This is a genomic window from Microbacterium sp. 01T413_2 (assembly GCF_056398985.1).
In genome coordinates this window covers 1-22792 of sequence record NZ_JBFTQL010000044.1, presented here as the reverse complement: position 1 = coordinate 22792, position 22792 = coordinate 1, and the positions used below count along the sequence as shown (strand labels likewise).

The window sequence follows — 22792 nt, the reverse complement described above, 5'->3', positions numbered from 1 at the left end:
GCCGCGACCTGCACCGGCTGCGCGGCGACAGCGCACTGCGCGGGATCGCCGCGGTCGTCGCGCTCTGGGGTGCCACCGGGGCCGCGCTGGCGGTCGTCGGCTTCGTGCCGATCGAACGGAACCGCGTGGTGCACTGGATCGCGGCCATCGGCACACTCGTGCTGTTCGGGGTCGCCGCGCTGCTCTCGACGCGGGTGCTGCCCGGTCCGCCGCGCGCGCTCCTGATCGCGACCGTGGGCCTCGGCGTGCTCATAGTGGCGGCGGTGCTGCTGCACTGGCCGATGGGGCTGTACTCCTCCGCGGGGCTCGAGGCGATCGCGGTGGGGGTGGGCCTGGTCTGGATGACCACCTTCGTGCGCGTGCTCGCCGTGCTGGTGCCGGACGTACCGCGGGTCTCCGCCCGGACTTCGCTCCTGCGCGGCTGAGGCGACGAGCGTCTGCGGCGCGCGAGCCGTCGGGAGTGCGCGCGAGGCGGAGGGCAGCGGATCCGCTCCCGCACCGGCGGGCGCACAATGGACGCATGGGCATGTTCACGCAGAAGCCGGAAGAGCCGAGCGAATGGGCGGCGCTGCCCGGCGAGCTGTTCGACCGCGATGAGGCGGATCTGCTCCCCGAGCAGCCGACGGCGGATCCGTTCGGGCTCGGCCTCGGCACGCCGACGGCCGCGGCGAGCGTGGCGATCCCGCTGCCGCCTACGGAGCCGGGCGCGGCCGACGGCGAATCCGGTGTCGAGCCCGCGCGCTGAGCCGACGCGCTGCGCGTCGCCCCGCACGCGGGTCGGACTCGCAAGGATCCGGAGAACGCACGGACGTCGGTGAGCCCGTGCCCTGCAGCGACATCCCCTGCCGAACCATCGTCCGTGCTCAGGCGGCGTCGCCCGCCTCGGGAAGGTGCACGCGGGCGCCGGTGCGATCGAACAGGCTGAGGATCTCCGCGGGTCCGTCGCCCGTGGCGCCGAACCAGTGCGGCGTGCGGGTGTCGAAGTCGGCGACCTCGCCCGGTCCGAGAACGAGGTCCCGTTGGCCTACGATGAGGCGGATGCGCCCGCTGAGGACGTAGATCCACTCGGATCCGTCATGCGTGCGCCGTTCGCCGGGGTCCGTCTCGAGGGGCATCACGATCTTCCACGCCTGCACGCCGCCGGGGTTGCGGCTCAGCGGGATCACGATGCGCCCGTTCCTGCGCCGCGGCCGCAACTGCACGCGCGGATCCCCGAACTCGGGGGCGCCGACGAGGTCGTCCAGGCTCATCCCGTACACCCGGGCGAGGGGGAAGAGCAGCTCGAGGCTGGGGCGCCGCAAGCCGCTCTCGAGCCGCGACACGGTGCTGGCCGAGGTGCCGGCGAGCTCCGCCACCTCTGCGAGGGTGAGGCCTCGGTTCGTCCGGATGCGCTGCAGGCGCGGTCCGATCCCGTCCAGCGCGGCGGCGAGGTCTGCGTTCGTGTCCACAGAGACAAGAACACCAGGGGTTTGCGGTTTCTGCAAGAAGGATTGCCAGATCGCACAATCCGACGCGAACCTTTACGTATGACCCCAGAACAGTTCGACACCGCGATCGTCGGAGGCGGAGCCGCCGGGCTGAGCGCCGCGCTCGTCCTCGCCCGCTCCCGCCGCTCCGTCGTGCTCCTCGACGGCGGCGCACCSCGCAACGCSCCCGCGGCGCACATGCATGGCTTCCTCTCGCGCGACGGCTTYCCGCCGTCGCAGCTGCTGGAGATCGGACGCGAGGAGATCGCGTCCTACGGTGCACGCCTGGTCCGGCATCCCGTGGTGTCGGCGCGCGGCGATGTCGAGGACGGATTCGTCCTCACGACCGACGACGGAGCCGAGTTCGCCGCTCGCAGCATCATCCTGGCGACGGGCCTCGAGGACGTGCTTCCTGACATCCCGGGAGCCCGCCAAGCCTGGGGGCGGTTCCTGCTGCACTGCCCCTACTGCCACGGCTACGAGGTCGGTGGTCGCTCCCTGGCCGTCTACGGCGGCGTTCCGGGCGCCGTCGCGCAGGCGTTGCTCATCCGGCAGTGGTCGGCCGATCTCACCTACTTCACGAACGGCAGCACGCTCACGGACGACGATGCGCAGCTGCTCCATGTCCGGGGCGTCCGCGTGCAGCACGGTCGGATCGCGGAGCTCGTCCTCGACGGCGGGCGGTTCGGCGGCGTGAGGCTCGACAGCGGTGACATCGTCCCGGTCGACGCGGTGTTCCTCCGGCCGGAGTCCCGCCCCCGCACCGACCTCGTCGTGGCTCTCGGCGGTTCCGTCGACGGCGCGGGCTTCGCGCATGTCGATGCGTCGGGGCGCACCTCCGTACCCGGAGTCCGGGTCACCGGCAACCTGGTGGATCCGCGCGCGCAGGTGATCACCGCCGCGGGGCACGCCAACGCGGTCGCGATGGACGTCAACGCCGATCTCGTCGACGACGACATCCGCGCCGAACGACGGATGCCCCCACTGCGCAGAGAGATGAGCAACGCATGACGCACACGCCCGCCCCCATCGCCCCGATCGCCCCTGCGACGCCGCGGCCGCCGAGCCAGCACACGCTCGCKCTCATGATCTGGATCGCCGTGACGCCGACCCTGCTGGCGATCAACCTGCTGCTCGGCCCTCTGATGGCCGGGATCCCCGTGGTCCCGCGCACGATCATCACCGTGACGATCGCCGTTCCCATCGTGATCTACGGGCTCATGCCGTTGCTGCACCGGATCCGCCGGCGCTGGGCGATGTCCCGCAGGTCCTAGTCGGCGGCCGTCCAGGAGCGGCGTGCTCGACGCGAGCGCGCTCGTCGCCGGGCGGGCTCCGATGCCTCGGCCGACCGCGGAGCCCGGCGATCAGCCGCCCGGCGTGCCCGCGTCTGCCTCCCGCACGGCGTCGACGAGGGCGCGCCACGGACCCTGCAGATGCTCCTCGGGGATCACCTGCTCGTGGCGCTCCCGGCGGATCCGCACCTCGATCCGCCAGACGAAACGGTCGGCGCCGGTGCCGGCGGGGGGTTTCTGGTCCCACGGACAGCGTTCGACGAGAAGCATCCAGTGCTCGCTCTCGCTGCCGGAAGGCTGGACGCTCCATCGCCGGGTCATCCCGGCGATCCCGCCGCTGCGGGCGACGCGGATCGCGACGCCGTCGTCGCCGGCGGCATCGGAGTCGGCGGGAACGCCGACGGGCGGATCAGCCGGAGGCTCGTTCATCGCCTGTCGCCGATCCCGTTGCGCTGCCGACCCCGGCCTTGATCACGCCGACCGAGGCCCATGCCATGCGCGCAGCGTCGCCGGTCGCTGCGCTCACCGCGTCCGCCTCTCTGATCGTCGCGTTCGCGAACTGCGCGAACGTCGCCGATGACGGGAGCCCGCCGGTGAGCGCGCGGTACCAGACCGATCCGGCGGTCTCCCACGCGTGGCCCCCGAGCTCCACGGCGAACAATGCGAACGCCCGGTTCGGGATGCCCGAATTCATGTGCACCCCGCCGTTGTCGTCGGTGGTCTTGACGTAGCCGCTCATGTCGGCCGGCTGCGGATCCTTGCCGAGCTCCGGGTCGTCGTAGGCGGTACCCGGATGCAGCATCGATCGCAGCGCCTTGCCGTGCACGGCAGGGGTGAAGATGCCCGCACCGATGAGCCAGGTCGCCTGATCCGCAGTCTGGCCCTGCAGGTGCTGCTCGGTGAGGGCGCCGAAAACGTCGGCGATCGACTCGTTGAGCGCCCCGGGCTGACCCTGGTACTCCAGGGCGGCGGTGTACTGCACCACGCCGTGCCCGAGCTCGTGTCCGATCACGCTGGTCGCGCCGGTGAAGCCTTGGAACACTTGGCCATCGCCGTCGCCGAACACCATGCGCTCGCCGTTCCAGAACGCGTTGTCGTAACCGGATCCGTAGTGGACCGTCGCATCCAGCGGCAGGCCTTGGCCGTCGACCGAGTTGCGCTGGAAGGCGTCGAGCAGCATCTGGAACGTCGCGCCGAGCCCGTCGAACGCCTGGTTCACGGCGACGTCGGCGACGGTCGGCTCGTCCTCCGTGCGTACCACCGTGCCGGGCAGGGTCTCCGTGCCGTGCGCGTCGCTGATGGTGCGATTCGGTGTCGCCTCGACCGTGGCCACGAGCGCGCCGTTCTCATCGATGGACAGCTGCAGTTGTGCGCGGCGCTGCGCCGGCGCCGGTGCGATCAGCGTCTGCCTGGCCGCTTCGGCGGCCTGCGTGTATCGCTCCGATTCGGCGAGCTTCGCCAGTAGATAGGACGGGATGATGCCCTGGTGGATCGGCCCCCGGCCTGTCGCTCGCGGCCCCCCGCGTCCTTCGTGAATCGTCATGACGTCCTCCGTTCCGCTCCGTGTCTTCGACGATACGCCGGGCGCCCGACATCGTGCCTGGCCGATCTCGATCCGCGCGGCATGGGCAGTTCTGCCCATCCTCATCTCGCTCGCGTTCGCGTAGCCTCGGGGCGCCGACCTGATTCGGCGGGGGTGAGGACATGAACGGACGATCGAGGCCGCGACGCGCGGGAGGACGTCTTCGACACCGGGGCGCCCTGGCAGGGCTGATCGCGGTCGCCGGGCTGGTGCTCTCGGGGTGTGCGGCAGGTGCGACACCATCGGTGACCGCGAGCTACACGCCGCCGCCGCGCCCGGAGGCGCTGGCCCCCGAGCAGGTGCGCGCCGTGGACAGCTGCGCGCTGCTCTCGGCGTACGTGCTGCAACGGGTCTTCTTCCACGACGGCCCAGGGGAGCTGCCCCTCGGCATCGCCGCGGACGTCGCAGGCTGCGACGTGTTCATGGCCGACGCGGGCGCTGGTCCCGCGGAACCCGTGTACCGGATCTCTCTGGCCGCATGGCCGACGGCGAAACAGTGGCCCGAGGTGACCGGTGGCGCGCGGACCTCGAAGGAGGGTGGCGGGTGGCTCGTCGTCGGTCCCGACAGCGATGCGCAGGAKATGTACGGCTATATCCCGCGCAGCCTCGGCTACGGATCCCCCTCGCGCGGCGTCGGCTACAAGGTGGTCGCCCTCAAGCCTTCCCCCGGTGACCTCGACGTGCGCCGGGAGAGGGCGATCATGTCGATGCTTCTCGTCCAGGCGAGCCACGGGGCTCTTCCGACGATCCCGTGGAGCAGCGGGAACCTGCTCGCCCGCGACATCTGCGCAGCGGCGAAGACCGCTGGGTTCGCGCAGACGCTGGGGCTGACGGATCCGAAGCCCCGGCCGATCGTCGCCGTGTCGCCCGACGCCCGCGCCTGTGAAGAGAAGTCGACCGGTGACGACGCCCCGCGGTTCCAGATGAGCGCCGGCCTCGTGCACGGGCTCGACACCGGCAACGGCGCTGAGGCCGCGACCGTCGGCGGGCACGCGGCGACGCTGAAGCAGGACGGGACGGCCTGCCGCGCGGCGGTCGCCTTCCCGGGGGACCCGGCGCTGGAGTCGCGGTTCGCCGACGGCAGCGCGCGCACCACGGCGCTGACCGTGACCGCGCAGCGCCCGTGCGCCCAGGTGGTCGCGGCCGCCGAATCGCTCGTCGCGGAGCTGGACAGGACCGTCTGAGACCTACAGTCGGGCCATCCCGGTCACGGCGATGATCGCTTCGCCGGCCTCGTCTGACGCGTCCAGGTCGACCATCGCGGAGATCCGCCAGTCGTGGTCTCCGGACGGATCGTCGAGGATCTGCTGCACGGCCCACGCCCGCGCGGGGCGTTCGTGGTCGGGCCCGCCGGTCTCGTCGATGATGAGCAGTGCCGCGCTGCGAGCATCGGCGCCGGTGCGGATCTCGTCGTGCTCGGCGAAGTAGGCGTCGAGGGCGGCATCCCAGCCATCGGCGCCGAACTCCGGATCCAGTGCGGCGAGGGCGTCCAGATCCTCTCGTGCGGCGAGCTGCACGCGGCGGAACAGCTCGTTGCGCACCAGGATCCGGAAGGCTCGGATATTCGTCGTGAGCCGCTTCGGCGCCGGCGGCACGACTGGCTCGTCGGTGTGCGAGACGGGATGGCCCGAGATGAGCTCCTCCCACTCGTCGAGCAACGAGGAGTCGACCTGGCGGACCAGCTCGCCGAGCCACTCGATGAGGTCGCGCAGCTCCTCGGTCTTCAGGTGCTCGGGGATGGTCTGCGACGCCGCGCGGTACGCGTCGGAGAGGTAGCGCAGCACGACGCCCTCGGAGCGTGCGACCTTGTACAGCGCGACGTATTCCCCGAACGACATGGCTCGCTCGTACATGTCGCGGACGACCGACTTCGGGTGCAGCTCGAAGTCGCGGATCCACGGCTGGGCGGCGCTGAAGGTCTCGAACGCCGCCGACAGCAGCTCCTCGAGGGGCTTCGGGTAGGTGATCTCCTCGAGCGCCTCCATGCGCTCCTCGTACTCCATGCCCTCGCGCTTCATTGCCGCCACGGCCTCGCCGCGGGCGACGAACTCCTGTTGGCTGAGGATCGCGCGCGGGTCGTCGAGCGTGGCCTCCACGATCGAGAGCATGTCGAGCGCGAAGGTCGAGGAATGCGGAGCCGCGGGAGCGGATCCCTCGGTCCCTGAGCCCGTCGAAGGGTCGAGCAGCTCGAAGGCCGCCAGCGCGAAGGGGGAGAGCGGCTGGTTGAGCGCGAAGTTCGGCTGCAGGTCGACGGTGAGCCGGACCGAGCCGTTCGCGTCGCGCTCGACGATCCCCGACTCCCGCAGGGTCCGATAGATTCCGAGCGCGCGGATCGCCAGGATCCGCTGCTTCTGCCGCGGCTCATGGTTGTCATATACCAGTGCGCGCATATTCGCGAAGACGTCACCACCGCGGCCGATCACGTTCAGCATCATGGCGCTCGTGATCTGCATGTGCGACGACAGCGTCTCGGGCTCGGCGGCGATGAGCTTCTGGAACGACGGCTCACCCCAGGACACGAAGCCGTCGGGCGCCTTCTTGCGGATGATCTTGCGCTTCTTCTTCGGATCGTCGCCGGCCTTGCGGATCGCGGCGATGTTCTCGCTCTCGTGCTCAGGAGCCTGCGCGACGACCGTGCCGGCGGTGTCGAAGCCGGCCCGCCCGGCCCGGCCGGCGATCTGGTGGAACTCGCGGGCGTTGAGCTGGCGCATCCGCGTGCCGTCGAACTTGGTGAGCGCCGTGAGCAGCACCGTGCGGATGGGCACATTGATGCCGACCCCGAGGGTGTCCGTGCCGCAGATGACGCGCAGGAGCCCGCGCTGCGCCAGCTGCTCGACGAGGCGCCGGTACTTCGGCAGCATGCCCGCGTGGTGCACGCCGATGCCGAGACGGAGGAGCCGTGCCAGGGTCTTGCCGAACGACGTGGTGAAGCGGAACCCGCCGATGAGCTCGGCGATCTCGTCGCGCTGCTCGCGGGTGGCGACCTTCGCGCTTGCGAGAGCCTGGGCGCGCTCCATCGCCGCGGCCTGCGAGAAGTGCACGATGTAGACGGGCGCACGGTCGGTGTGCAGCAGATCCTCGATCGTCTCGTGGATCGGCGTCGTCTCGTAGAAGAAGTGCAGAGGAACGGGCCGCTCCACACCCGTGACCACGGCCGTCTCGCGGCCGGTGCGGCGGGTGAGGTCGGCGGCGAGATCGGTCACGTCGCCGAGCGTGGCCGACATCAGGATGAACTGCGCCTGCGGCAGCGTGAGCAGCGGCACCTGCCAGGCCCAGCCGCGGTCGGGGTCGCCGTAGAAATGGAACTCGTCCATGACGACCTGGCCGACCTCGGCGTCGGATCCCTGGCGCAGCGCGAGGTTGGCGAGGATCTCCGCCGTGCAGCAGACGATCGGCGCGTCCGCGTTCACGGCGGAGTCGCCGGTGACCATGCCGACGTTCTCGGCGCCGAACACCTCGACCAGGCTGAAGAACTTCTCGCTGACCAGCGCCTTGATGGGGGCGGTGTAGTAGGTGCGGCGCCCATCGGCGAGGGCGGCGAAATGCGCGGCGACCGCGACGAGGGACTTGCCGGTGCCGGTCGGGGTGCTGAGGATCAGGTTCTGCCCCGACACGATCTCGATGACGGCCTCGTCCTGCGCCGGGTAGAGCGAGATCCCGGTGGACTCGGCCCATTCCACGAACGCCATGTAGACGGCGTCGGGATCCGGATCCCCCGCAGCCGGGCGGACGACGGACGGATCGAGGCGCGCAGACATGATGTGTCGATCATCCCACCCGGGGGCGGCCGATGCGGGTCGTACCGTGCTCAGGATGGAATGCTCCGGATCGGCGGAAGGAGGCCGAGATCACGGGGATCCACGGAATCCCTCCTGAGTTCGGAACCGTGGCCGGCGCGCACCGGTGCAACGGGCGGGCGGTCAGGCCTTCTTCACGAGGCTCGACTTCAGAAGCATGGCGCCGAAGCCGTCGATCTTGCAGTCGATGTCATGGCCGTTCACCGGATCGATCAGGCGGATTCCCCGCACCTTGGTGCCGGCCTTGATGCCCTATCGCGGTGATCATCTTCCTTCAGCAGGTGCCCACGGCGACCGGGTCCCACAGTGCGAAGAATGCGAACGCCGCCGTCGCGGCCGTCGAAACGCTGCTGGCCACGCAGTGGCCGAAGCTCGGCTGGTCGCTCCGATGCGATCGTGTTCTGCCTCACCGCGATCGTGACGGTGAGCGTCGACCTCATCGACGCGGTGCTCATCGGCCTGCTCGTGGCGGGGTTCTTCGCGCTGCACCAGCTGGCCCGCACCAGCGGCGTGCATCGCGAGGAACTGCCGGGGCCGGCCCAGCCGGGCGATGAGCGCATCGCCGTGTTCCGGCTGGAGGGGGCGCTGTTCTTCGGTACCGCTGAGCGCACCCTCGAACGCGTCGCCGCCCGGCGCGACGTGGAGGTGGTGATCCTGCGCATGTCGCAGCTGCAGCTGCTGGATGCGACCGGCGCCCAGGTGGTCACCGAGCTGATCGCCTCCCTCGAGCGCCGCGGCATCACCGTGCTGGTGAAGGGGATCCGCCCCGGGCACCGCGACATCGCCGAGCGCGTCGGCGTGGTGTCTTCGCTGCGGCACCAGAACCATCTCTTCGACGATCTCGGATCCGCCGTCGCACATGCGCGCAGCCACGTCGTGCGCGGCCCCGGCGTGGGCTGACCCGCGCGGCGGCAGGCGGCAGCGGCTCAGCCCGCAGTCGCCGCTTCCAGGGCGATGCGCACCATGTCGCCGAAGCTCTGCTCGCGTTCCAGGGCGGTGGTCTCCTCGTGCGTGACGAGGTGGTCGGACACGGTGCAGATGCTGAGCGCGCGGCGGCCGTAGTACGCGGCGAGCGTGTAGAGCGCGCTGGTCTCCATCTCGACGGCGAGCGCGCCGTGTTGCACGAACGGCTCGGTGAGCTCGGGGCGGGTGCTGTAGAACTGGTCGCTCGAGAACAGCAGGCCGACGTGCACGGCGTGCTCGAGATCCATCCGCTCGCTCGCCTCGACGGCGCGGCGCAGCAGGGAGAAGTCGGCGACGGGCGCGTAGTCCTGGCCGTGGAAGCGGATCCGGTTGATCCCGGAATCGGTGCAGGCGCCGTTCGCGATGATGATGTCGCGCATGCCGACCTTCTCGGTGAGCGCGCCGCAGGAGCCGACCCGCACGACGGCCTGCACGTCGTAGTCCTGGAACAGCTCGTTCGCGTAGATCGACATCGACGGCTGGCCCATGCCGGATCCTTGCACCGAGACGCGGTGTCCCTGCCAGGTGCCGGTGAAGCCGAGCATGCCACGGACCTCGCTGTAGAGCTCTGCGCCCTCGAGGAAGTTCTCGGCGATCCACTTCGCTCGCAGCGGGTCGCCGGGGAAGAGGACGACGGGTGCGATCTGACCGGGCGCGGCGGCGATGTGCGTGCTCATGACGTCAGGGTATGCGGGGCGGATCCGTTCCCTGGTCGCGGATTGCGGCCTTCATGCCCGCATCACCGCAATCTGCGACCGGTGAACGGGCCCCGATCGGCCTCGTGCGGATCCTGTCATACCGGGCTCTTCCTGGCGAGCGAGCACGCCCCGCTCAGCCCTGGCGGCGCACCATCTCTGCGATCCAGAGCGGGGCGAACGGCGAGGTGCAGTTCGGAGGCGTGGGATAGTCGGCGAGCACCTGCAGGCGCTCGCCGATCGCGATCGCACGGTCGCGCAGGGCGGCGTGGTGGATGCCGATCGTGGCGAGGGTCTCGTTCATCGCCCACTGCTCGCGGGCGGGGGCGGCGGCCAGTTCGCGCTCGATCCGATCCAGGAGCGCGTCGAGGTCGAGGCCGTCCGGAGTCTTCGCGACCCGGGCGCTCGTGAGCGACCAGGCCGCGGCGCGGGCATCGGGCCCGGCATCGTCCAGCCAGCGCAGGCGCAGCTCTTCCGCGTGCGGTGACTTCTTCACGAGGTAGGCGACGAGCCAGTCGTGCGCCTTGGCGCTCTGGGTGGCGCGCACCATGCGGTCGAGCTCGCCGGCCGCGAGAGCGCGGGGCTTCGCGACCAGGATCCCGAGGAGCTGTCCGGCCACATCGCCGCAGTCGTACAGCTCGCGGGAGAGCCCGGGATCCGTGCCGATCCGCTTCGCGAGCGCGCGCATCCGCGACAGGTTCACGCCGTGCGCGTCGCCGTGCCGCTCGTTGACGGCGCGAGCCTTCGGATCCTCCAGCGCGGCCAGTTCGGCGAGAGCCTCGGGCAGGGTGGTCGACATGCCGCCAGCCTATGTCGCAGCGGCACAGGGCAGCGGGGGTGCCACAATGGTGACGCAAACATCGTGACGTACCTCGAGGAGAGCCATGACCGAGTCCCCGCGCGCCGCGCTCACCTACGAGGACGGCGCGCTGCTGCGCCGGGGGAAGCCGTTCCGGATGCTCTCCGGCGCCGTGCACTACTTCCGCATCCACCCGGACCAGTGGGAGGACCGGTTGCGCCGCCTCGCCGCGATGGGCGCGAACACGGTCGACACCTACATTCCGTGGAACTTCCACGAGCGGGTCGAGGGCGCGGTCGACTTCACCGGCTGGCGCGACGCGGAGCGGTTCATCCGGCTCGCCGGCGAGATCGGGCTCGACGTCTTCGTGCGTCCGAGCCCCTACATCTGCGCGGAATGGTCGAACGGGGGGATCCCGTTCTGGCTGAGCGGTCGCACGCGCGCCCTGCGCACGAGCGATCCTGTCTTCCTCGCCGCGGTCGATGCCTGGTACGACGCGCTGATCCCGCGGCTCGCCGCGCTGCAGGCCGCACACGGCGGGCCGATCACCGCCGTGCAGATCGAGAACGAGTACGGATCCTTCGGCAGTGACCACGACTACCTCGTGCACCTGCGCGACGGGTTGCGTGCGAGGGGCATGGTCGAGCTGCTCACCACGGCCGACGGCACGACGGCGGACATGGTTCGCAACGGCAGCGTCGAGGGCGCGATGGGCTCGTTCACCTTCGGCACCGGCGTCGCGGAGGCGGAGCGCCTGCGCGTGCCGGACCAGGCGCTGCTCTGCGCCGAGCTGTGGGGCGGCTGGTTCGACCACTGGGGTGAGCAGCACCACGTGCGCTCTGCGGCGAGCATGATCGGCACCGTGGAGGAGCTGCTGGCCGAGGGCGGATCCGTCAGCCTCTACATGGCGCACGGCGGCACGAACTTCGGCCTCTGGGCGGGGGCCAACCACGACGGCGTGCTGCAGCCGACCGTCACGAGCTACGACTCGGACGCGCCGATCGGCGAGGACGGATCGCTGAACGACAAGTTCCATGCGCTGCGGGCGGCGTTCGCCCCGTTCCACGACGGCGACCTGCCGCCGATCCCGGATCCGCTCCGGCGGCAGGCGGCGGCATCCGCCCCGCTGGTGCCGGTCGCCTCGCTGCTCGACGTCGTGCGTGCGGTTCCTGCGGGCGTCACCGCTCCGATGCCGCTCACGTTCGAGGAGCTCGGCGCCGAGGACGGGCTGGTCGCCTACCAGGCCGAGATCTCCTACGTTCCGGGGGCGGCGCTGACCGTCGACGTGCTGCATGACCGGGCTGTCGTCTTCCTGGACGGCGTGCGCCTCGGCGCGCTCGAGCGTGACGGAGAGCAAACTCTGGACCTGCCCGGGACTGGCGGACCCGGCCTGCTCACGCTCGTCGTGGAGAGCCGGGGACGCGTCAACTACGGCCCGCACACCGGCGAGGGCAAGGGCATCATGGCGGGCGTGCGGGTCGGGCGCCGCTTCGCGCACGGCTGGACCCACCGGGTCCTCCCGCAGGACGCGCCTGCCGATCCGGAGGGCGCCGTGGCATCCGGAGTCGACGCGGCCGACGGTCTCGCCGTCGCCGTGTTCGACGTCGCCGATCCCGCTGACGCCTGGCTCGCCTTCCCGGGCGGCGAGAACGGCATGGTGTGGCTGAACGGTTTCCTGCTCGGCCGGTATCGTGCGGCCGGCCCGCAGGTCACGCTGTACGCCCCCGGACCGCTGTGGCGGGCGGGACGCAACGAGATCCGCGTGCTGGACACCGACGGGATCGGATCCGCCGTCGAGATCCGCGAGGAGCCCGACTTCGGCCCGGTGGAGGAGTTCATCGGAGCCTGAGCAGATACGACCCCGGCGCGGGGCTCGCGGATCAGGCCTCGTCGCGCAGGCCGGCGCGGATGCGGCGCAGATCCTCGGTGAGGGATCCGATCAGCACCCAATTGCGCGACGAGGGCGGACGAATGTCCAGCGGCGAGGTGAGCGCCGGGATGGCGGAGGTCAGCGCCTCGGGCTCCGGAACCACCTCCGCGAGCTGGACGGCGAGGCGCACGTCGTGGSCYGCGCGGTGCAKCTGMTCGGCGATCGCSGCGACCGASGGCTCSGCRGGSAGMGYGTCGTCGTACTGGTCGACGWAGGCGCGGGTCATCCCGATCACTTGCGTCACGATCGGGCCGAGGCGCTCCAGCAGCGCGCGCATCGCGGCGAGCTCCGGGCGGTGGCGTGACCCGAGCGGGTTCAGCGTGAGCGACTCCTCCCCGGCGGTSASCGASGCRTCGGCGGCGTCCTTCATCGGGCGCAGCAGTCGCGCCTCGAGCATGAGCTCCTGCAGGCGCGCGGGGCTCTGCTCTGCGGTGATCGCATCGGCCAGGCGGTCGAGGGTGGCGGCGAGCTCTCCGCCGAGCAGAGCCAGATCGCGGCGCACCGGGGCGACCAGTACCGGCGGCACCACGACGACGTTCACCACGAAGCCGATCGCCGCGCCGATCAGGGTCTCCAGGATCCGGTCCACGGCGTAGTCGGGGCTCGCCGAACCGAGCGCCAGCACGAGCATCGCCGAGATCGCCACCTGATTCGCGGTGCCTGGGGTGGCCTTGAACGACCACGCCACCACCATCGCCACGACCACCGCGAGCAGCACGACCCAGCTGAGCCCGCCGAGCGCGAGGCTCAGCAGCACTGCGATCACGACGCCCGCGATCACGCCGATGCTGCGCTCCACGGCCTTCGCGAACGACTGGTTCACGCTCGGCTGCACCACGAGCAGGGCGGCGATCGCTGCGAACACGGGCAGGTGCCCCGGCACGAGCCAGCCCGCGATCAGCCAGGCCGCGATGGTCGCCGCTGCCGACTTCGCCACCTGCAGCAGCGGCGCGCGTCGGGCGGCGCGGAGGGCGGCGAGCGGACGCATGGTTCCACGGTAGTCCGCGAGCCTGTGCGCGGCGGGATGCCGCCCCTCCCTGCCGGTCGCCAGGCATGGCGGGGCGACTCGGATCCGGATCTGAGGTACCCGCGTCGGAAGTTAGGGCATCTGCCCGATGGGGTGAGGGGGCCTTAGCGGCGAGCGTATGAGTACCGGAGAAGGAGACATCATGGAACTGAACTACGCGATGAGCTACCGCATCACCACGCTGGAGATCGAGCAGGCCGCGATCCGTGCCGAGCGTGCTCGGATGGCCGCAGAGAACGCGGACATGATCGTGCGCCGCGACGGCATCCTGCGCCGGGCGCTGCGTCGCCTGCAGACCCGCCGCGCCGAGGTCGTGCCGGCCCCCGCAGTCGAGGCGCCTGCGGTCGCCCCCGCCACGCAGGCGGTCGCCCCGGCCCAGGTCGCAGAGATCGCGCCGGCATCGGACGAGACCCGCGACCGCGAGCTCGTCGGCTGCGTCTCGCACGCCGCATGAGTGCAGCGGCGCCCGAGCCGGCGTCCACCGCCACGGCATCCGCCCTGTCATCGACAGCGGACGCCCTCGACCGCAAGAGCCTCCCGACGACGGATCCGGCACAGGATCCGCGGTCGTCGGGAGGCTCTTCCGCGTCCGCCGAGGCCGCCGCCGGTTCTGCCGAGAGCGGCGCCCCGCGCGCAGCGGCGCCCGATGTCCGTGGCTGGTGGCACGATGAAGACATGTCCCTCGCCACCACGTCGGCCGCCATGGTCGGACGCGATGCCGAACTCGCGCTCCTCGACGACGCCCTGCGCCGTGCAGGTGCCGGCGAGTCCGCGTCCGTGCTCGTGGGCGGCGAGGCGGGCATCGGCAAGTCCCGGCTGACGGCGGAGTTCCGCCGCCGCGTGGCGGACGAGGCCACCGTGCTGACGGGCTGGTGCCTGGACTACGGGTCGACGCCGGCGCCCTTCGGCCCGCTTCCGGCGATCCTGCGCGGCGTGCTCGACGAGCTCGGCGATCGCGCCGACGAGGCCGCGGGCCCGGGCCGCGATGCCCTGCAGCTCCTACTGCCCGAGCGTGCCGTCGGTCCGGTCGACCGCTCGGCGATCCGCCCCGAGGGACTGCGCGAGACGATCGCGAACCTGCTCGAGGCCGCCGCCGCCATCCGTCCCGTGGTGGTCGTGATCGAAGACCTGCACTGGGCCGACGCCGCGACCCTGTCGATGCTGTCCTTCCTGCTCCGCGCCCTCGCGGGCCGCCCCGTGCTGTTCCTGCTCACCTGCCGCATCGACGAGGTGCGCCGCGGCGGAGAGGTGCGCACGTTCCTCGCCGAGGCCGAACGCGCCCGCCTTCTCGATCGGGTCACCCTCGACCGCCTGGACGCGAACGCCGTGCGCGACCTCGTGCAGCGTCTGCGCGGGCCGGTGGGCGACGTCGGCCTGGCCAAGCTCATGGAACGCAGCGAGGGCGTGCCGTTCTTCGTCGAGGAGCTGCTCTGCAACGTGCAGGGCCCCATGCCCGACACCCTGCGGGACGTGCTCCTGGCCCGATTCGACGCCCTCGGCGACGACGCCAAGCGCGTCGTGCGGGTCGCGTCGGGATCCGATGGAGCGATCGCGCACGACCTGCTCGCCACGCTCGCCGGCTTCGGTGATGAGCGCCTCGACGAGGCCGTCCGCGAGGCGATGGGCGCGGGCATCATCGGGGTCGCCGACCGGGAGAGCTACGGTTTCCGGCATGCGCTGTTGCGCGAGGCCGTGCACGACGATCTGCTGCCGGGCGAGCGCGCCCGCCTGCACTGGGCCTACGCCGACGCGCTGGAGGCGGCCGGTGCGGCGCCGTCGACGCTCGCGTTCCACTGGCATCGCGCGYACGACTCACCGCGCGCGCTCGCCGCAGCGGTGACTGCGATGCAGGAGGCGAAGAACAGCTATGCCTTCTCGACCGCGGCGCGGTTCGGGGAACTCGCCCTGGAGCTGTGGGAGCAGGTGCCGGACGCGGCGGAGGTCGCCGGCATCGAACGGATACCGCTGCTCGCCCAGGTCGGATCCATCCTGCGCAACGGCGGCGACGGGGAACGGGCACTCGCCGTCGTCTCGCTCGCACTCGCCGAGTTCGACCCTGCGCACGTCGACCGCTCCGTGCACGCGCGGCTGCTGCGAGACAAGGCGCTCTACCTGCAGAATCTCGGCCGCGGCGGATCCGTCGATCTGTTCCTGGAGGCGCTCGCGATCATCGAGTCCGAGCCGGGACAGGAGCGGCTGAGAGCTGCCCTGCTGGGCTATCTCGCGGGGCGCTACCTCATCGGAGCCCGGCTGGAGGAGGCGGTGGCGACCGCCGACGAGGCGTTCCGGATGGCGGAGTCGATCGGCTTCGACAACGTGATGTCCGTCGCCGCGAACCTGCGCGGCTGCAGCCGGATCCACCTCGGTCAGGTCGAGGCCGGCCTCGCCGACTTCCGCCTGTCGTGGGAGCATGCGGCCGATCACGACGCGCAGCTGCGCTACCGGGTCAACTACGCCGACAGCCTGAACATGCTGGGCCGTTTCCGCGAGGCCGTCGAGGTCGCCGAGGCCGGTGTGGCGCACTCCCGGACGCTCGGGGTCGAGCGGTCGACCGGCGCCATCCTCTCGCACAACATGGTCGAGCCCCTGCTCGAGCTCGGCGAGATCGACCGGGTGGAGGAGATCTCCGCACGAGAGCTCGCCGTGCGCACGCTGCAGGTCTTCCGAATGTATTCGACGATGTCGCGCATCAGGGCCCTGGTCTGGCGCGGCGAGATGGACGAGGCCGTCCGCGTGCTCGGCGAATGGCGCTCGATCGCCGAGGGCGTCGCCGCCGTCGAACGGCAGGTCTGGTACTCGCTGCACGATGTCGAGATCCTCATCGCCCTCGGACTCGGCGACTCGGTGCGCGCCGCCGCAGAACTGCGCACGGTCATCGAGGATCCGGGTCAGCGGCTCGCCCTGATGGGGCGGATCCTGCTCGAGGGCGGCCGGGTCGTCGCCGACCTCCGCGCGGACGGACACACCGCGCTCGCCGCATCGACGGCCGAGCTGGTGCGCGCACGCTGGCTGTCCCTGCCCGTCGAACTGCAGCACCCGCATTGGGCCGCCGTGCTCACCGCGCTGCTGGACGCGGATCCGGAACGGCTCGAAGCAGCGTTCCCCGTGGTCGACGGCGAGGACGTACCCGCTGTCTTCCGTCCGCTCGTCCGGCTGGAACGCGCCAGGGCGCTCGTGGCGGAGGGCGACAGAGCAGCCGCGGTCGACGTGGTGACCGAAGCCGCTGCGATCGCGGAGAGCCTGGGGCACGATCGGCTGCGCCGGCGCACCGCGGAGTTCATGGATGCGGCGGGGCTCAACCGCACCGCGGCGCGCGGCGTGCAGTCGGTGGAGAGCATCGAGCTCACGGCACGCGAGCAGCAGGTGCTCGACCTGATCGCCGAGGGGCTCAGCAACCGGCAGATCGGCGAGCGGCTGTTCATCAGCGGAAAGACCGCGAGCGTGCACGTCTCCGCGATCCTGCGCAAGCTCGGCGTCTCCAGCCGCACCGAGGCCGCCGTCGCCCAGCGCGTCCGCTGAAGTCCGRCGTCCCGGCCGAGGGTCGGAAACGCCGACGCGGGGCCGCAGAACAGCGCACCGGTCGTAACCTGGGCGCGAAGGACGGATGATCGTCCAGCGATGGCATGAGCCCGCGAGGAAGGACCCGCATGGCCGAGAACGACGCTTCGAACGTGGACGAGGGCGGACGCACCGCCGCCGCGGAGGAGGTCTACGCGCGGCTGTTCGGGCCGCGAGACACGACCGCGCCGGGTGACGATCCGGAGCTGATGGGGATCCTGCGGGGGTTCATCTTCGGGGACGTGTTCGGCACCGGCGTCATCGACGACCGCGCTCGCGAGCTGATCACGGTCACCGTCCTGGCCTGTCTCCAGGCGCTGCCGCAGCTGAGGGCGCACGTGGGCGCGGCGTTGAACGTCGGAGTGGATCCGGTTCAGGTGCGGGAGGCGATCTATCAGCTGGCCCCGTTCATCGGCTTCCCGTACACGCTCAACGCCGTCGCCGTGGCGAACGACGTGTTCCGCGAGCGCGGGATACCGCTGCCGCTTCCGGATCAGGGGACGGTGGCCGACACCGACCGGACCGCGAAGGGCCGGGAGATCCAGGCACCGCTGTACGGCACGGAGATCGCTGACGACCTCGCCGATCTTCCTGCCCCGTTCGCGGAGGCGCTGCCGCGATTCCTGACCGAGTTCTGCTTCGGCGACTTCTACACGCGTGGCGGCCTGACGCTCGCGCAGCGGGAGTTGCTGGTGCTGTGCGCGCTGACGACGATCGGCGACACGGCCGCGCAACTCGGCCCGCACGCGCGCGTCTGCCTCGAGGTCGGCAACTCCAAGGCCGAGGTCGTCGCCGCGCTCGTGCAGTGCTTCCCCTACATCGGCTTCCCTCGCACGGTCGCCGCCATTCGTGCGGTGAAGAGCCTCTGAGGAGGAGCGGTGGCGATGAGAACGAAGGTCGCACTGGTCACGGGAGCCTCCTCGGGGATCGGCGAGTCCGCCGCGCGTCACCTGAAGGAGGCGGGCTTCACCGTCTACGCCGCCGCGCGGCGCGTGGAGCGGATGGCGGGGCTGCGGGACGCGGGCGTGCACACCATCGCCCTGGACGTCACCGATGACAGGTCTGCGCAGGCCGCGGTCGCGCAGATCCTCGCCGAGCAGGGGCACATCGACGTGCTCGTGAACAACGCCGGCTACGGCTCGTACGGCGCGCTCGAGGACGTGCCGCTCACCGAGGCGCAGGCGCAGCTCGACGTGAACGTGCTGGGCCTGGCGCGCATGGCGCAGCTGGTGCTGCCGCCGATGCGCGCGCAGCGCAGCGGGACGATCATCAACATCGCCTCGATGGGCGGGAACTTCACGACGCCCCTTGGTGCGTGGTACCACGCCAGCAAGTACGCGGTCGAGGCGCTCAGCGATGCGATGCGCATGGAGCTGGCACCCTTCGGCATCGACGTCGTCGTCATCGAGCCCGGATCCATCCGCACCGAGTGGGGTGGCATCGCCGCCGCGAAGGTGCTCGAGACGTCCGGCCGGGGCGCGTACCGGAAGCAGGCGGAGCAGGTGTCGGCAGTCCTCGGTCGCACCTCCGTGCCCGGCGCCAGGATGACGTCGCCTGCGGACGTCGTCGCGCGGGCGATCACCACGGCGGCGACCTCCCGCCGCCCTCGAACCCGCTACCGCATCGGCTTCGGCGCGAAGCCTCTCTTCTTCGCGCACCGGATCCTGCCCGCCCGCGTGTTCGACCGGCTCATCCAGCGCGGCATGGGCATCGGCGGCTGACGCCCAGGGATCCGTCCTGCGACGGCGAGGCTGAACCCGCATCCTGAGCCCACGTTCCGGATCCGCGGGTCTCGGGCGGAGGTTCGCGCCCACGTTCCCCGGTGGAGCGAGGGCGGCCCGGATGGTTCCGGTCAGCCGGTGTCGCCGGCGGCGGCTCGACCGTGCCGAGATGCGGGAGGACGCATCCGGCCCTCCCCGATGGTCAGCGTGCCCGCGAGATCGAGATCCGCCGCCGAGCCCTGCACGCCGGCCTGCGCGAGCAGAGCGCCGCCCAGAGCCGCGCTCCAGAAGGTTCTGACCTCCTGGGTGATCGGCCGTTCGATGATCCAGCCGCGGCTGTCGACGAGCGCACGGAGGAACCGTTCGGACTGACGGAACAGAAGCTGCAGATGGCGATCGATGACGGGGGCGAGGTCGCCCCGGCCGATCCCGAGTGCCAGTGCTGCGGCCACGAGCGGCAGGGATGGGAGGGCCAGCACCACGCGTGCGATGGTGCGTCGGAACGCTTCTCCGTCGGCGGCCTGGAGTCCGACCCGCTCGATCCGGCGGGTGTCGTGCAGGAGGGCGAGGAATGCCGCGTGCACAAGGAGAGAGTCCTTGGAGCCGAAATGGTAGGTGATCTGGTTGGGGAAGACGCCGGCCGCCTGCGCGATCTCGGCGACGCTCGGCTGGCCCCCTGAGCGCTCACGCCCCAGCCGAGCAGCGGCCTCGATGATCGCCTGGCGGGTGGACCGCGTGCGTTCGACCCGCGGGGTCGGTGCGTCACCCGTCGTCCCCTTCTGCGCCATCCTCCAATTGTATGTGATACAACTAAAGCAACTTCGTTGTATCGCATACAAGAATGAATGAGAGAACGGATGAGTGAGATCGACGTCGTCGTGACGGGGCTCGGAGCGATCACGCCGCTCGGGGGCGACGTGTCTTCGACCTGGGAAGCGCTTCTGGACGGACGCTCCGGGATCCGCGGGGACGTGCTGGCCGGCACGCAGGATCCCGTGCTGTCCGCGGTTGCGGCCGGGACGATGGCGGTCGATCCGGCGAGCCTCCTGCCTCCGGTGCAGGCCAAGCGGCTGGACCGTTCGCAGCAGGCCGCGCTCGTGGCTGCCGCCGAAGCGTGGGCGGACGCGGGTGCTCCCGAGGTCGACCCGGAACGGCTTGCTTCGGCGATCGGCACAGGGATCGGCGGAGTGGGCACACTGCTCAGCGAGGATGATGTGCTGGAGCGGTCGGGCGCGCGCCGCGTGTCTCCGCGCACGGTGCCGATGCTCATGCCGAATGCCGCTGCTGCTCTGGTGAGCATCGCGTTCGGCGCCAGGGCGGGCTCCTACACGCCCGTCTCCGCCTGCTCGTCCGGTGCCGAGGCGATCGCGCTGGGGGCGCGTCTGATCCGGGCCGGGGAGGCGGACATCGTGATCGCCGGGGGAACCGAGGCCGCGATCACGCCTCTCACGATCGCCGGCTTCAAGCAGGCTCGCTCGCTCTCCCACCACGCCGGCGACCCTGCATCCGCCTCGCGCCCGTTCGCGGCCGACCGGAGCGGATTCGTGCTCGCGGAGGGGGCGGCGATCCTGGTCCTCGAGAGTGCCGAGCATGCTGCTTCCCGGGGTGCCCGCGTGCGGGCCGTGATCGCGGGGGCCGGGGTCGCCGCGGATGCCCATCATCTGACGGCGCCCGCGCCGGATGGCTCAGGGCAGGTGTCGGCCATGCGGAAGGCCCTCGCGCAGGCGCGTCTGTCGCCGGATCGGATCGCCCATGTCAACGCGCACGCCACCGGTACTCCCGTCGGCGATGCCGCGGAGTCGCTCGCGATCCGCGGGGTGTTCGGCCGTGTGCCGGTGACCGCCCCCAAGGCTTCGCTCGGACATCTCTTCGGTGCGGCGGGGGCGATCGAGGCGCTCATCGCCGTGCTCAGCGTGGAGCGCGGCGTCATTCCCCCGACGCGCAACCTCGCGCCGGGGAGCATCGATCCGGAGATCGGCCTCGATGTCGTCACGCACCGCCGTGACGCGCCCCAGGGCGCGGTGCTCAGCAACTCCTTCGGGTTCGGCGGGCAGAACGTGTCCCTGGTGGTCGCGGCTGCGGGGGAGTGACCGAGGTGGCGCTCAGGCCGCCTCGGCGCGACCCCGACGCCAGTAGCCCATGAACGCCACCGAGCGGCGATCGATGCCGAGGCCGCGCACCAGATGACGGCGCAGGGCCGTGATCGTCGACGCCTCTCCAGCGAGCCAGGCGTAGCAGGATCCGACGGTGGCCTCGGGCACCTCCCAGAGCACGTCGTCTTCGCTCGGATCCGCGAGCTCCGCCCCCGCGGCGGTCTCGAGCTCGGCGCCCGGCCCGACAGGCTCTGCGGTGTCGGCCGAGGCTGCAACGTCGGCGGTCGGCGTGCCCCCGGTGACCCGCGACTCGCCCCAGGCGTGCACGGCCGCGCTCAGGCGCAGCCCGTGCGCCGCGCTTCCGCGGGCCAGCCACCGGACCGCGACGCCGTCCGGGGCGGTGAGTGGCAGCGCGTCCGCCTCGGTCGGCACCTCGATGTATACGGATCCGGTCACGTGTGTGGGCAATGACTCGACGATCGCGCAGATCGCGGGCACCGCGGTCTCATCGCCCGCGATGAGCACGGAACCGGCATCGCCCGGGTTCCACTCCCGTCCGCCGGTCTCGTCGGCGCGCGCATCGGGGCCGATCACGACCAGTGGTTCCCCTGGTGCGGCGACCGAGGCCCAGGCGGAAGCGGGGCCCTCCGTGCCGTGCAGCACGAARTCGACGTCGATCTCRCGGGATTCCGGTCGCACCGCGCGGATCGTGTAAGTGCGGATCGGATTGCGCTGCTCATCGGGGAGTTCTCGCCATCGGCGATACCACTCCATCATGCYSACCGAYTCGTCGAACTGGCCGACGTCGGTGAAGGATCCRTCGGRCAGYGGCAGCACGAGCTTGATGCGCTGATCGAGSCCCGCCGTGCCGAARTRCACGAGRTCGGGGCCGGTSARCGTCAWSCGCAGGAAGYTCGGCGACAGCTGCTCGCGGCGGGCGACGGTGGTGCGATAGGTCCGGTACGGGTGATGTGACACGTTCATCAGGATAGGTTAGGCTCCCCTAACATGACGAATCGGAACTCCTCCGACGCCCTCCCGCAGGTCGGGCTCGAGGCAGAGGGCCTCGCGCTGCACTACGGCCGGACACCTGTCGTGCACGACGTCGCGCTCACGCTCCGACCCGGATCCGTCACGGCGCTCATCGGGCCGAACGGCAGCGGCAAGTCCACGGCGCTGCGGGCCATCGCGCGACTGCATCGGATCCAGGCCGGGTCAGTGCGCATCGACGCCGACGGCGCTCGCCGCGACGCCGCGGCGATGGACGCGAAGGAGTTCGCGCGCACCGTGGCGATGCTGTCGCAGTCGCGGCCGCACCCCTCCGGACTGGAGGTGCGCGATGTCGTTGCCTTCGGGCGGCATCCGCATCGCGGGCGCTTCTCGGGCCTGCGCGACGAGGATCGCACCGCCATCGACCGGGCGCTGGCGCTCACCGGCCTCGGCGCGATGGGCGCCCGTCCTGTCGACGAACTCTCTGGAGGGGAGCTGCAGCGCGTCTGGCTGGCCACCGCGCTTGCGCAGACCACGCCGATCCTGCTGCTCGACGAGCCGACCAACCATCTCGACCTGCGCTACCAGATCGAGACGCTCGACCTCATCCGCGACCTCGCCGACGCCGGCACCGCGCTGGGCGTCGTGCTGCACGACCTCGACCACGCCGCCGCGGTCGCCGACCGTGTCGTGCTGCTCCACGACGGCCGCGTGCGCGCCGATGGCACCCCCGCCGAGGTGCTCACCGGCGAGAACCTGTCGGCGGCCTACGGGCTGCGCATCGACACCGCGCTCGACGACGACGGCCGGGTGCGCGTGATCCCGCGCGGCCRGCACGACGCGCGGCGCTCCGCACGCGAGCCGCAGCTGGTCTGACCG

Annotated in this window: 21 protein-coding genes and 2 pseudogenes; 13 read left to right on the top strand and 10 right to left on the bottom strand. The window is 71.3% G+C overall.

What is annotated here, in order from left to right; translation table 11 throughout:
* Together AC1DMN_RS17320 and AC1DMN_RS17315 are read left to right on the top strand one after the other, a co-directional pair.
* Positions 1 to 425: pseudogene (locus AC1DMN_RS17320) on the top strand (hypothetical protein); the annotation flags it as partial.
* 95 nt (positions 426 to 520) lie between these two features.
* Positions 521 to 745 (top strand): hypothetical protein, encoded by a 225-nt coding sequence (locus tag AC1DMN_RS17315; RefSeq protein WP_477229819.1) that lies wholly within the window; start codon positions 521 to 523, stop codon positions 743 to 745.
* A gap of 118 nt (positions 746 to 863) precedes the next feature.
* On the opposite strand, the gene AC1DMN_RS17310 is transcribed toward AC1DMN_RS17315, so the two are convergent.
* Positions 864 to 1448, bottom strand: coding sequence for a helix-turn-helix domain-containing protein (locus AC1DMN_RS17310; RefSeq protein ID WP_441977461.1), 585 nt, complete (start codon positions 1446 to 1448; stop codon positions 864 to 866).
* A 78-nt stretch (positions 1449 to 1526) separates the two neighbouring features.
* Between AC1DMN_RS17310 and AC1DMN_RS17305 the strand changes: the two genes are divergently transcribed.
* Complete coding sequence (locus AC1DMN_RS17305; RefSeq protein WP_477229818.1) at positions 1527 to 2477, top strand: NAD(P)/FAD-dependent oxidoreductase; 951 nt, start codon at positions 1527 to 1529, stop codon at positions 2475 to 2477.
* Positions 2474 to 2740: a putative antibiotic biosynthesis monooxygenase gene (locus AC1DMN_RS17300; protein WP_477229817.1), complete on the top strand. Its 267-nt coding sequence runs from the start codon at positions 2474 to 2476 to the stop codon at positions 2738 to 2740. The genes AC1DMN_RS17305 and AC1DMN_RS17300 overlap by 4 nt, the downstream gene beginning before the upstream one ends.
* A 90-nt stretch (positions 2741 to 2830) precedes the next feature.
* Here AC1DMN_RS17300 and AC1DMN_RS17295 read toward each other — a convergent pair whose 3' ends face one another.
* Both AC1DMN_RS17295 and AC1DMN_RS17290 read right to left on the bottom strand, forming a co-directional pair.
* Positions 2831 to 3187, bottom strand: coding sequence for a protealysin inhibitor emfourin (locus tag AC1DMN_RS17295; RefSeq protein ID WP_477229816.1), 357 nt, complete (start codon positions 3185 to 3187; stop codon positions 2831 to 2833).
* Positions 3168 to 4301, bottom strand: coding sequence for a M4 family metallopeptidase (locus tag AC1DMN_RS17290; RefSeq protein WP_477229815.1), 1134 nt, complete (start codon positions 4299 to 4301; stop codon positions 3168 to 3170). Before AC1DMN_RS17290 ends, AC1DMN_RS17295 begins: the two co-directional genes overlap by 20 nt.
* A 284-nt stretch (positions 4302 to 4585) precedes the next feature.
* Here AC1DMN_RS17290 and AC1DMN_RS17285 point away from each other — a divergent pair, with 284 nt between their 5' ends.
* Positions 4586 to 5524 (top strand): hypothetical protein, encoded by a 939-nt coding sequence (locus AC1DMN_RS17285; protein ID WP_477384666.1) that lies wholly within the window; start codon positions 4586 to 4588, stop codon positions 5522 to 5524.
* Positions 5525 to 5527: 3 nt separating this feature from the next.
* On the opposite strand, the gene AC1DMN_RS17280 is transcribed toward AC1DMN_RS17285, so the two are convergent.
* Together AC1DMN_RS17280 and AC1DMN_RS17275 are read right to left on the bottom strand one after the other, a co-directional pair.
* Complete coding sequence (locus AC1DMN_RS17280) at positions 5528 to 8098, bottom strand: DEAD/DEAH box helicase (protein ID WP_477229813.1); 2571 nt, start codon at positions 8096 to 8098, stop codon at positions 5528 to 5530.
* A gap of 162 nt (positions 8099 to 8260) precedes the next feature.
* Positions 8261 to 8386: pseudogene (locus AC1DMN_RS17275) on the bottom strand (PhnA domain-containing protein); the annotation flags it as partial.
* Positions 8387 to 8533: 147 nt separating this feature from the next.
* Between AC1DMN_RS17275 and AC1DMN_RS17270 the strand changes: the two are divergent.
* Positions 8534 to 9037, top strand: coding sequence for an STAS domain-containing protein (locus tag AC1DMN_RS17270; RefSeq protein ID WP_477229812.1), 504 nt, complete (start codon positions 8534 to 8536; stop codon positions 9035 to 9037).
* 26 nt (positions 9038 to 9063) lie between these two features.
* Here the strand turns inward: AC1DMN_RS17270 and deoD are convergent, their stop codons facing one another.
* Together deoD and AC1DMN_RS17260 are read right to left on the bottom strand one after the other, a co-directional pair.
* The gene (gene deoD, locus AC1DMN_RS17265; RefSeq protein WP_441977454.1) at positions 9064 to 9777 is read right to left on the bottom strand and encodes a purine-nucleoside phosphorylase; all 714 of its coding nucleotides are present in this window, start codon (positions 9775 to 9777) and stop codon (positions 9064 to 9066) included.
* A gap of 154 nt (positions 9778 to 9931) precedes the next feature.
* Positions 9932 to 10594 carry a DNA alkylation repair protein gene (locus AC1DMN_RS17260; RefSeq protein WP_441977453.1) on the bottom strand — a complete coding sequence of 221 codons (663 nt, stop codon included), beginning with the start codon at positions 10592 to 10594 and terminating at the stop codon, positions 9932 to 9934.
* Positions 10595 to 10679: 85 nt separating this feature from the next.
* On the opposite strand from AC1DMN_RS17260, the gene AC1DMN_RS17255 reads away from it, so the two are divergent.
* A complete protein-coding gene (locus AC1DMN_RS17255) occupies positions 10680 to 12443 on the top strand; it encodes a glycoside hydrolase family 35 protein (protein WP_477229811.1) in 1764 nt (587 codons plus the stop codon).
* Positions 12444 to 12474: 31 nt separating this feature from the next.
* On the opposite strand, the gene AC1DMN_RS17250 is transcribed toward AC1DMN_RS17255, so the two are convergent.
* Positions 12475 to 13512: an FUSC family protein gene (locus tag AC1DMN_RS17250; RefSeq protein WP_477384664.1), complete on the bottom strand. Its 1038-nt coding sequence runs from the start codon at positions 13510 to 13512 to the stop codon at positions 12475 to 12477.
* Between the two features lie 181 nt (positions 13513 to 13693).
* Here AC1DMN_RS17250 and AC1DMN_RS17245 point away from each other — a divergent pair, with 181 nt between their 5' ends.
* From AC1DMN_RS17245 to AC1DMN_RS17230, 4 genes are all read left to right on the top strand, one after another.
* Positions 13694 to 14005 carry a hypothetical protein gene (locus AC1DMN_RS17245; protein ID WP_477229809.1) on the top strand — a complete coding sequence of 104 codons (312 nt, stop codon included), beginning with the start codon at positions 13694 to 13696 and terminating at the stop codon, positions 14003 to 14005.
* A gap of 221 nt (positions 14006 to 14226) precedes the next feature.
* Complete coding sequence (locus tag AC1DMN_RS17240; protein WP_477384662.1) at positions 14227 to 17070, top strand: helix-turn-helix transcriptional regulator; 2844 nt, start codon at positions 14227 to 14229, stop codon at positions 17068 to 17070.
* Positions 17071 to 17198: 128 nt separating this feature from the next.
* Positions 17199 to 17978, top strand: a complete 780-nt coding sequence (locus AC1DMN_RS17235) for a carboxymuconolactone decarboxylase family protein (RefSeq protein ID WP_477229807.1) — start codon at positions 17199 to 17201, stop codon at positions 17976 to 17978.
* 15 nt (positions 17979 to 17993) lie between these two features.
* Entirely contained in the window at positions 17994 to 18830 is an 837-nt protein-coding gene (locus AC1DMN_RS17230; protein ID WP_477230352.1) for an oxidoreductase, read from the top strand.
* Between the two features lie 131 nt (positions 18831 to 18961).
* Here AC1DMN_RS17230 and AC1DMN_RS17225 read toward each other — a convergent pair whose 3' ends face one another.
* A complete protein-coding gene (locus AC1DMN_RS17225; protein WP_477229806.1) occupies positions 18962 to 19618 on the bottom strand; it encodes a TetR/AcrR family transcriptional regulator in 657 nt (218 codons plus the stop codon).
* Positions 19619 to 19687: 69 nt separating this feature from the next.
* Between AC1DMN_RS17225 and AC1DMN_RS17220 the strand changes: the two genes are divergently transcribed.
* On the top strand, positions 19688 to 20920 hold the full coding sequence (locus tag AC1DMN_RS17220; RefSeq protein ID WP_477229805.1) for a beta-ketoacyl-[acyl-carrier-protein] synthase family protein: 1233 nt from the start codon (positions 19688 to 19690) through the stop codon (positions 20918 to 20920).
* Between the two features lie 12 nt (positions 20921 to 20932).
* Here the strand turns inward: AC1DMN_RS17220 and AC1DMN_RS17215 are convergent, their stop codons facing one another.
* A complete protein-coding gene (locus AC1DMN_RS17215) occupies positions 20933 to 21907 on the bottom strand; it encodes a siderophore-interacting protein (RefSeq protein WP_477384660.1) in 975 nt (324 codons plus the stop codon).
* A gap of 24 nt (positions 21908 to 21931) precedes the next feature.
* Between AC1DMN_RS17215 and AC1DMN_RS17210 the strand changes: the two genes are divergently transcribed.
* Positions 21932 to 22789 (top strand): ABC transporter ATP-binding protein, encoded by an 858-nt coding sequence (locus tag AC1DMN_RS17210; protein ID WP_477384658.1) that lies wholly within the window; start codon positions 21932 to 21934, stop codon positions 22787 to 22789.
* Positions 22790 to 22792: the final 3 nt, after the last annotated feature.

What these genes read in the sequence shown, in the direction of transcription:
- AC1DMN_RS17315 (WP_477229819.1), top strand. Translation starts at nt 521, where the DNA reads ATGGGCATGTTCACGCAGAAGCCGGAAGAGCCGAGCGAATGGGCGGCG.
- AC1DMN_RS17295 (WP_477229816.1), bottom strand. Translation starts at nt 3,187, where the DNA reads ATGAACGAGCCTCCGGCTGATCCGCCCGTCGGCGTTCCCGCCGACTCC.
- AC1DMN_RS17290 (WP_477229815.1), bottom strand. Translation starts at nt 4,301, where the DNA reads ATGACGATTCACGAAGGACGCGGGGGGCCGCGAGCGACAGGCCGGGGG.
- AC1DMN_RS17280 (WP_477229813.1), bottom strand. Translation starts at nt 8,098, where the DNA reads ATGTCTGCGCGCCTCGATCCGTCCGTCGTCCGCCCGGCTGCGGGGGAT.
- deoD (WP_441977454.1), bottom strand. Translation starts at nt 9,777, where the DNA reads ATGAGCACGCACATCGCCGCCGCGCCCGGTCAGATCGCACCCGTCGTC.
- AC1DMN_RS17260 (WP_441977453.1), bottom strand. Translation starts at nt 10,594, where the DNA reads ATGTCGACCACCCTGCCCGAGGCTCTCGCCGAACTGGCCGCGCTGGAG.
- AC1DMN_RS17255 (WP_477229811.1), top strand. Translation starts at nt 10,680, where the DNA reads ATGACCGAGTCCCCGCGCGCCGCGCTCACCTACGAGGACGGCGCGCTG.
- AC1DMN_RS17245 (WP_477229809.1), top strand. Translation starts at nt 13,694, where the DNA reads ATGGAACTGAACTACGCGATGAGCTACCGCATCACCACGCTGGAGATC.
- AC1DMN_RS17235 (WP_477229807.1), top strand. Translation starts at nt 17,199, where the DNA reads ATGGCCGAGAACGACGCTTCGAACGTGGACGAGGGCGGACGCACCGCC.
- AC1DMN_RS17230 (WP_477230352.1), top strand. Translation starts at nt 17,994, where the DNA reads ATGAGAACGAAGGTCGCACTGGTCACGGGAGCCTCCTCGGGGATCGGC.
- AC1DMN_RS17225 (WP_477229806.1), bottom strand. Translation starts at nt 19,618, where the DNA reads ATGGCGCAGAAGGGGACGACGGGTGACGCACCGACCCCGCGGGTCGAA.
- AC1DMN_RS17220 (WP_477229805.1), top strand. Translation starts at nt 19,688, where the DNA reads ATGAGTGAGATCGACGTCGTCGTGACGGGGCTCGGAGCGATCACGCCG.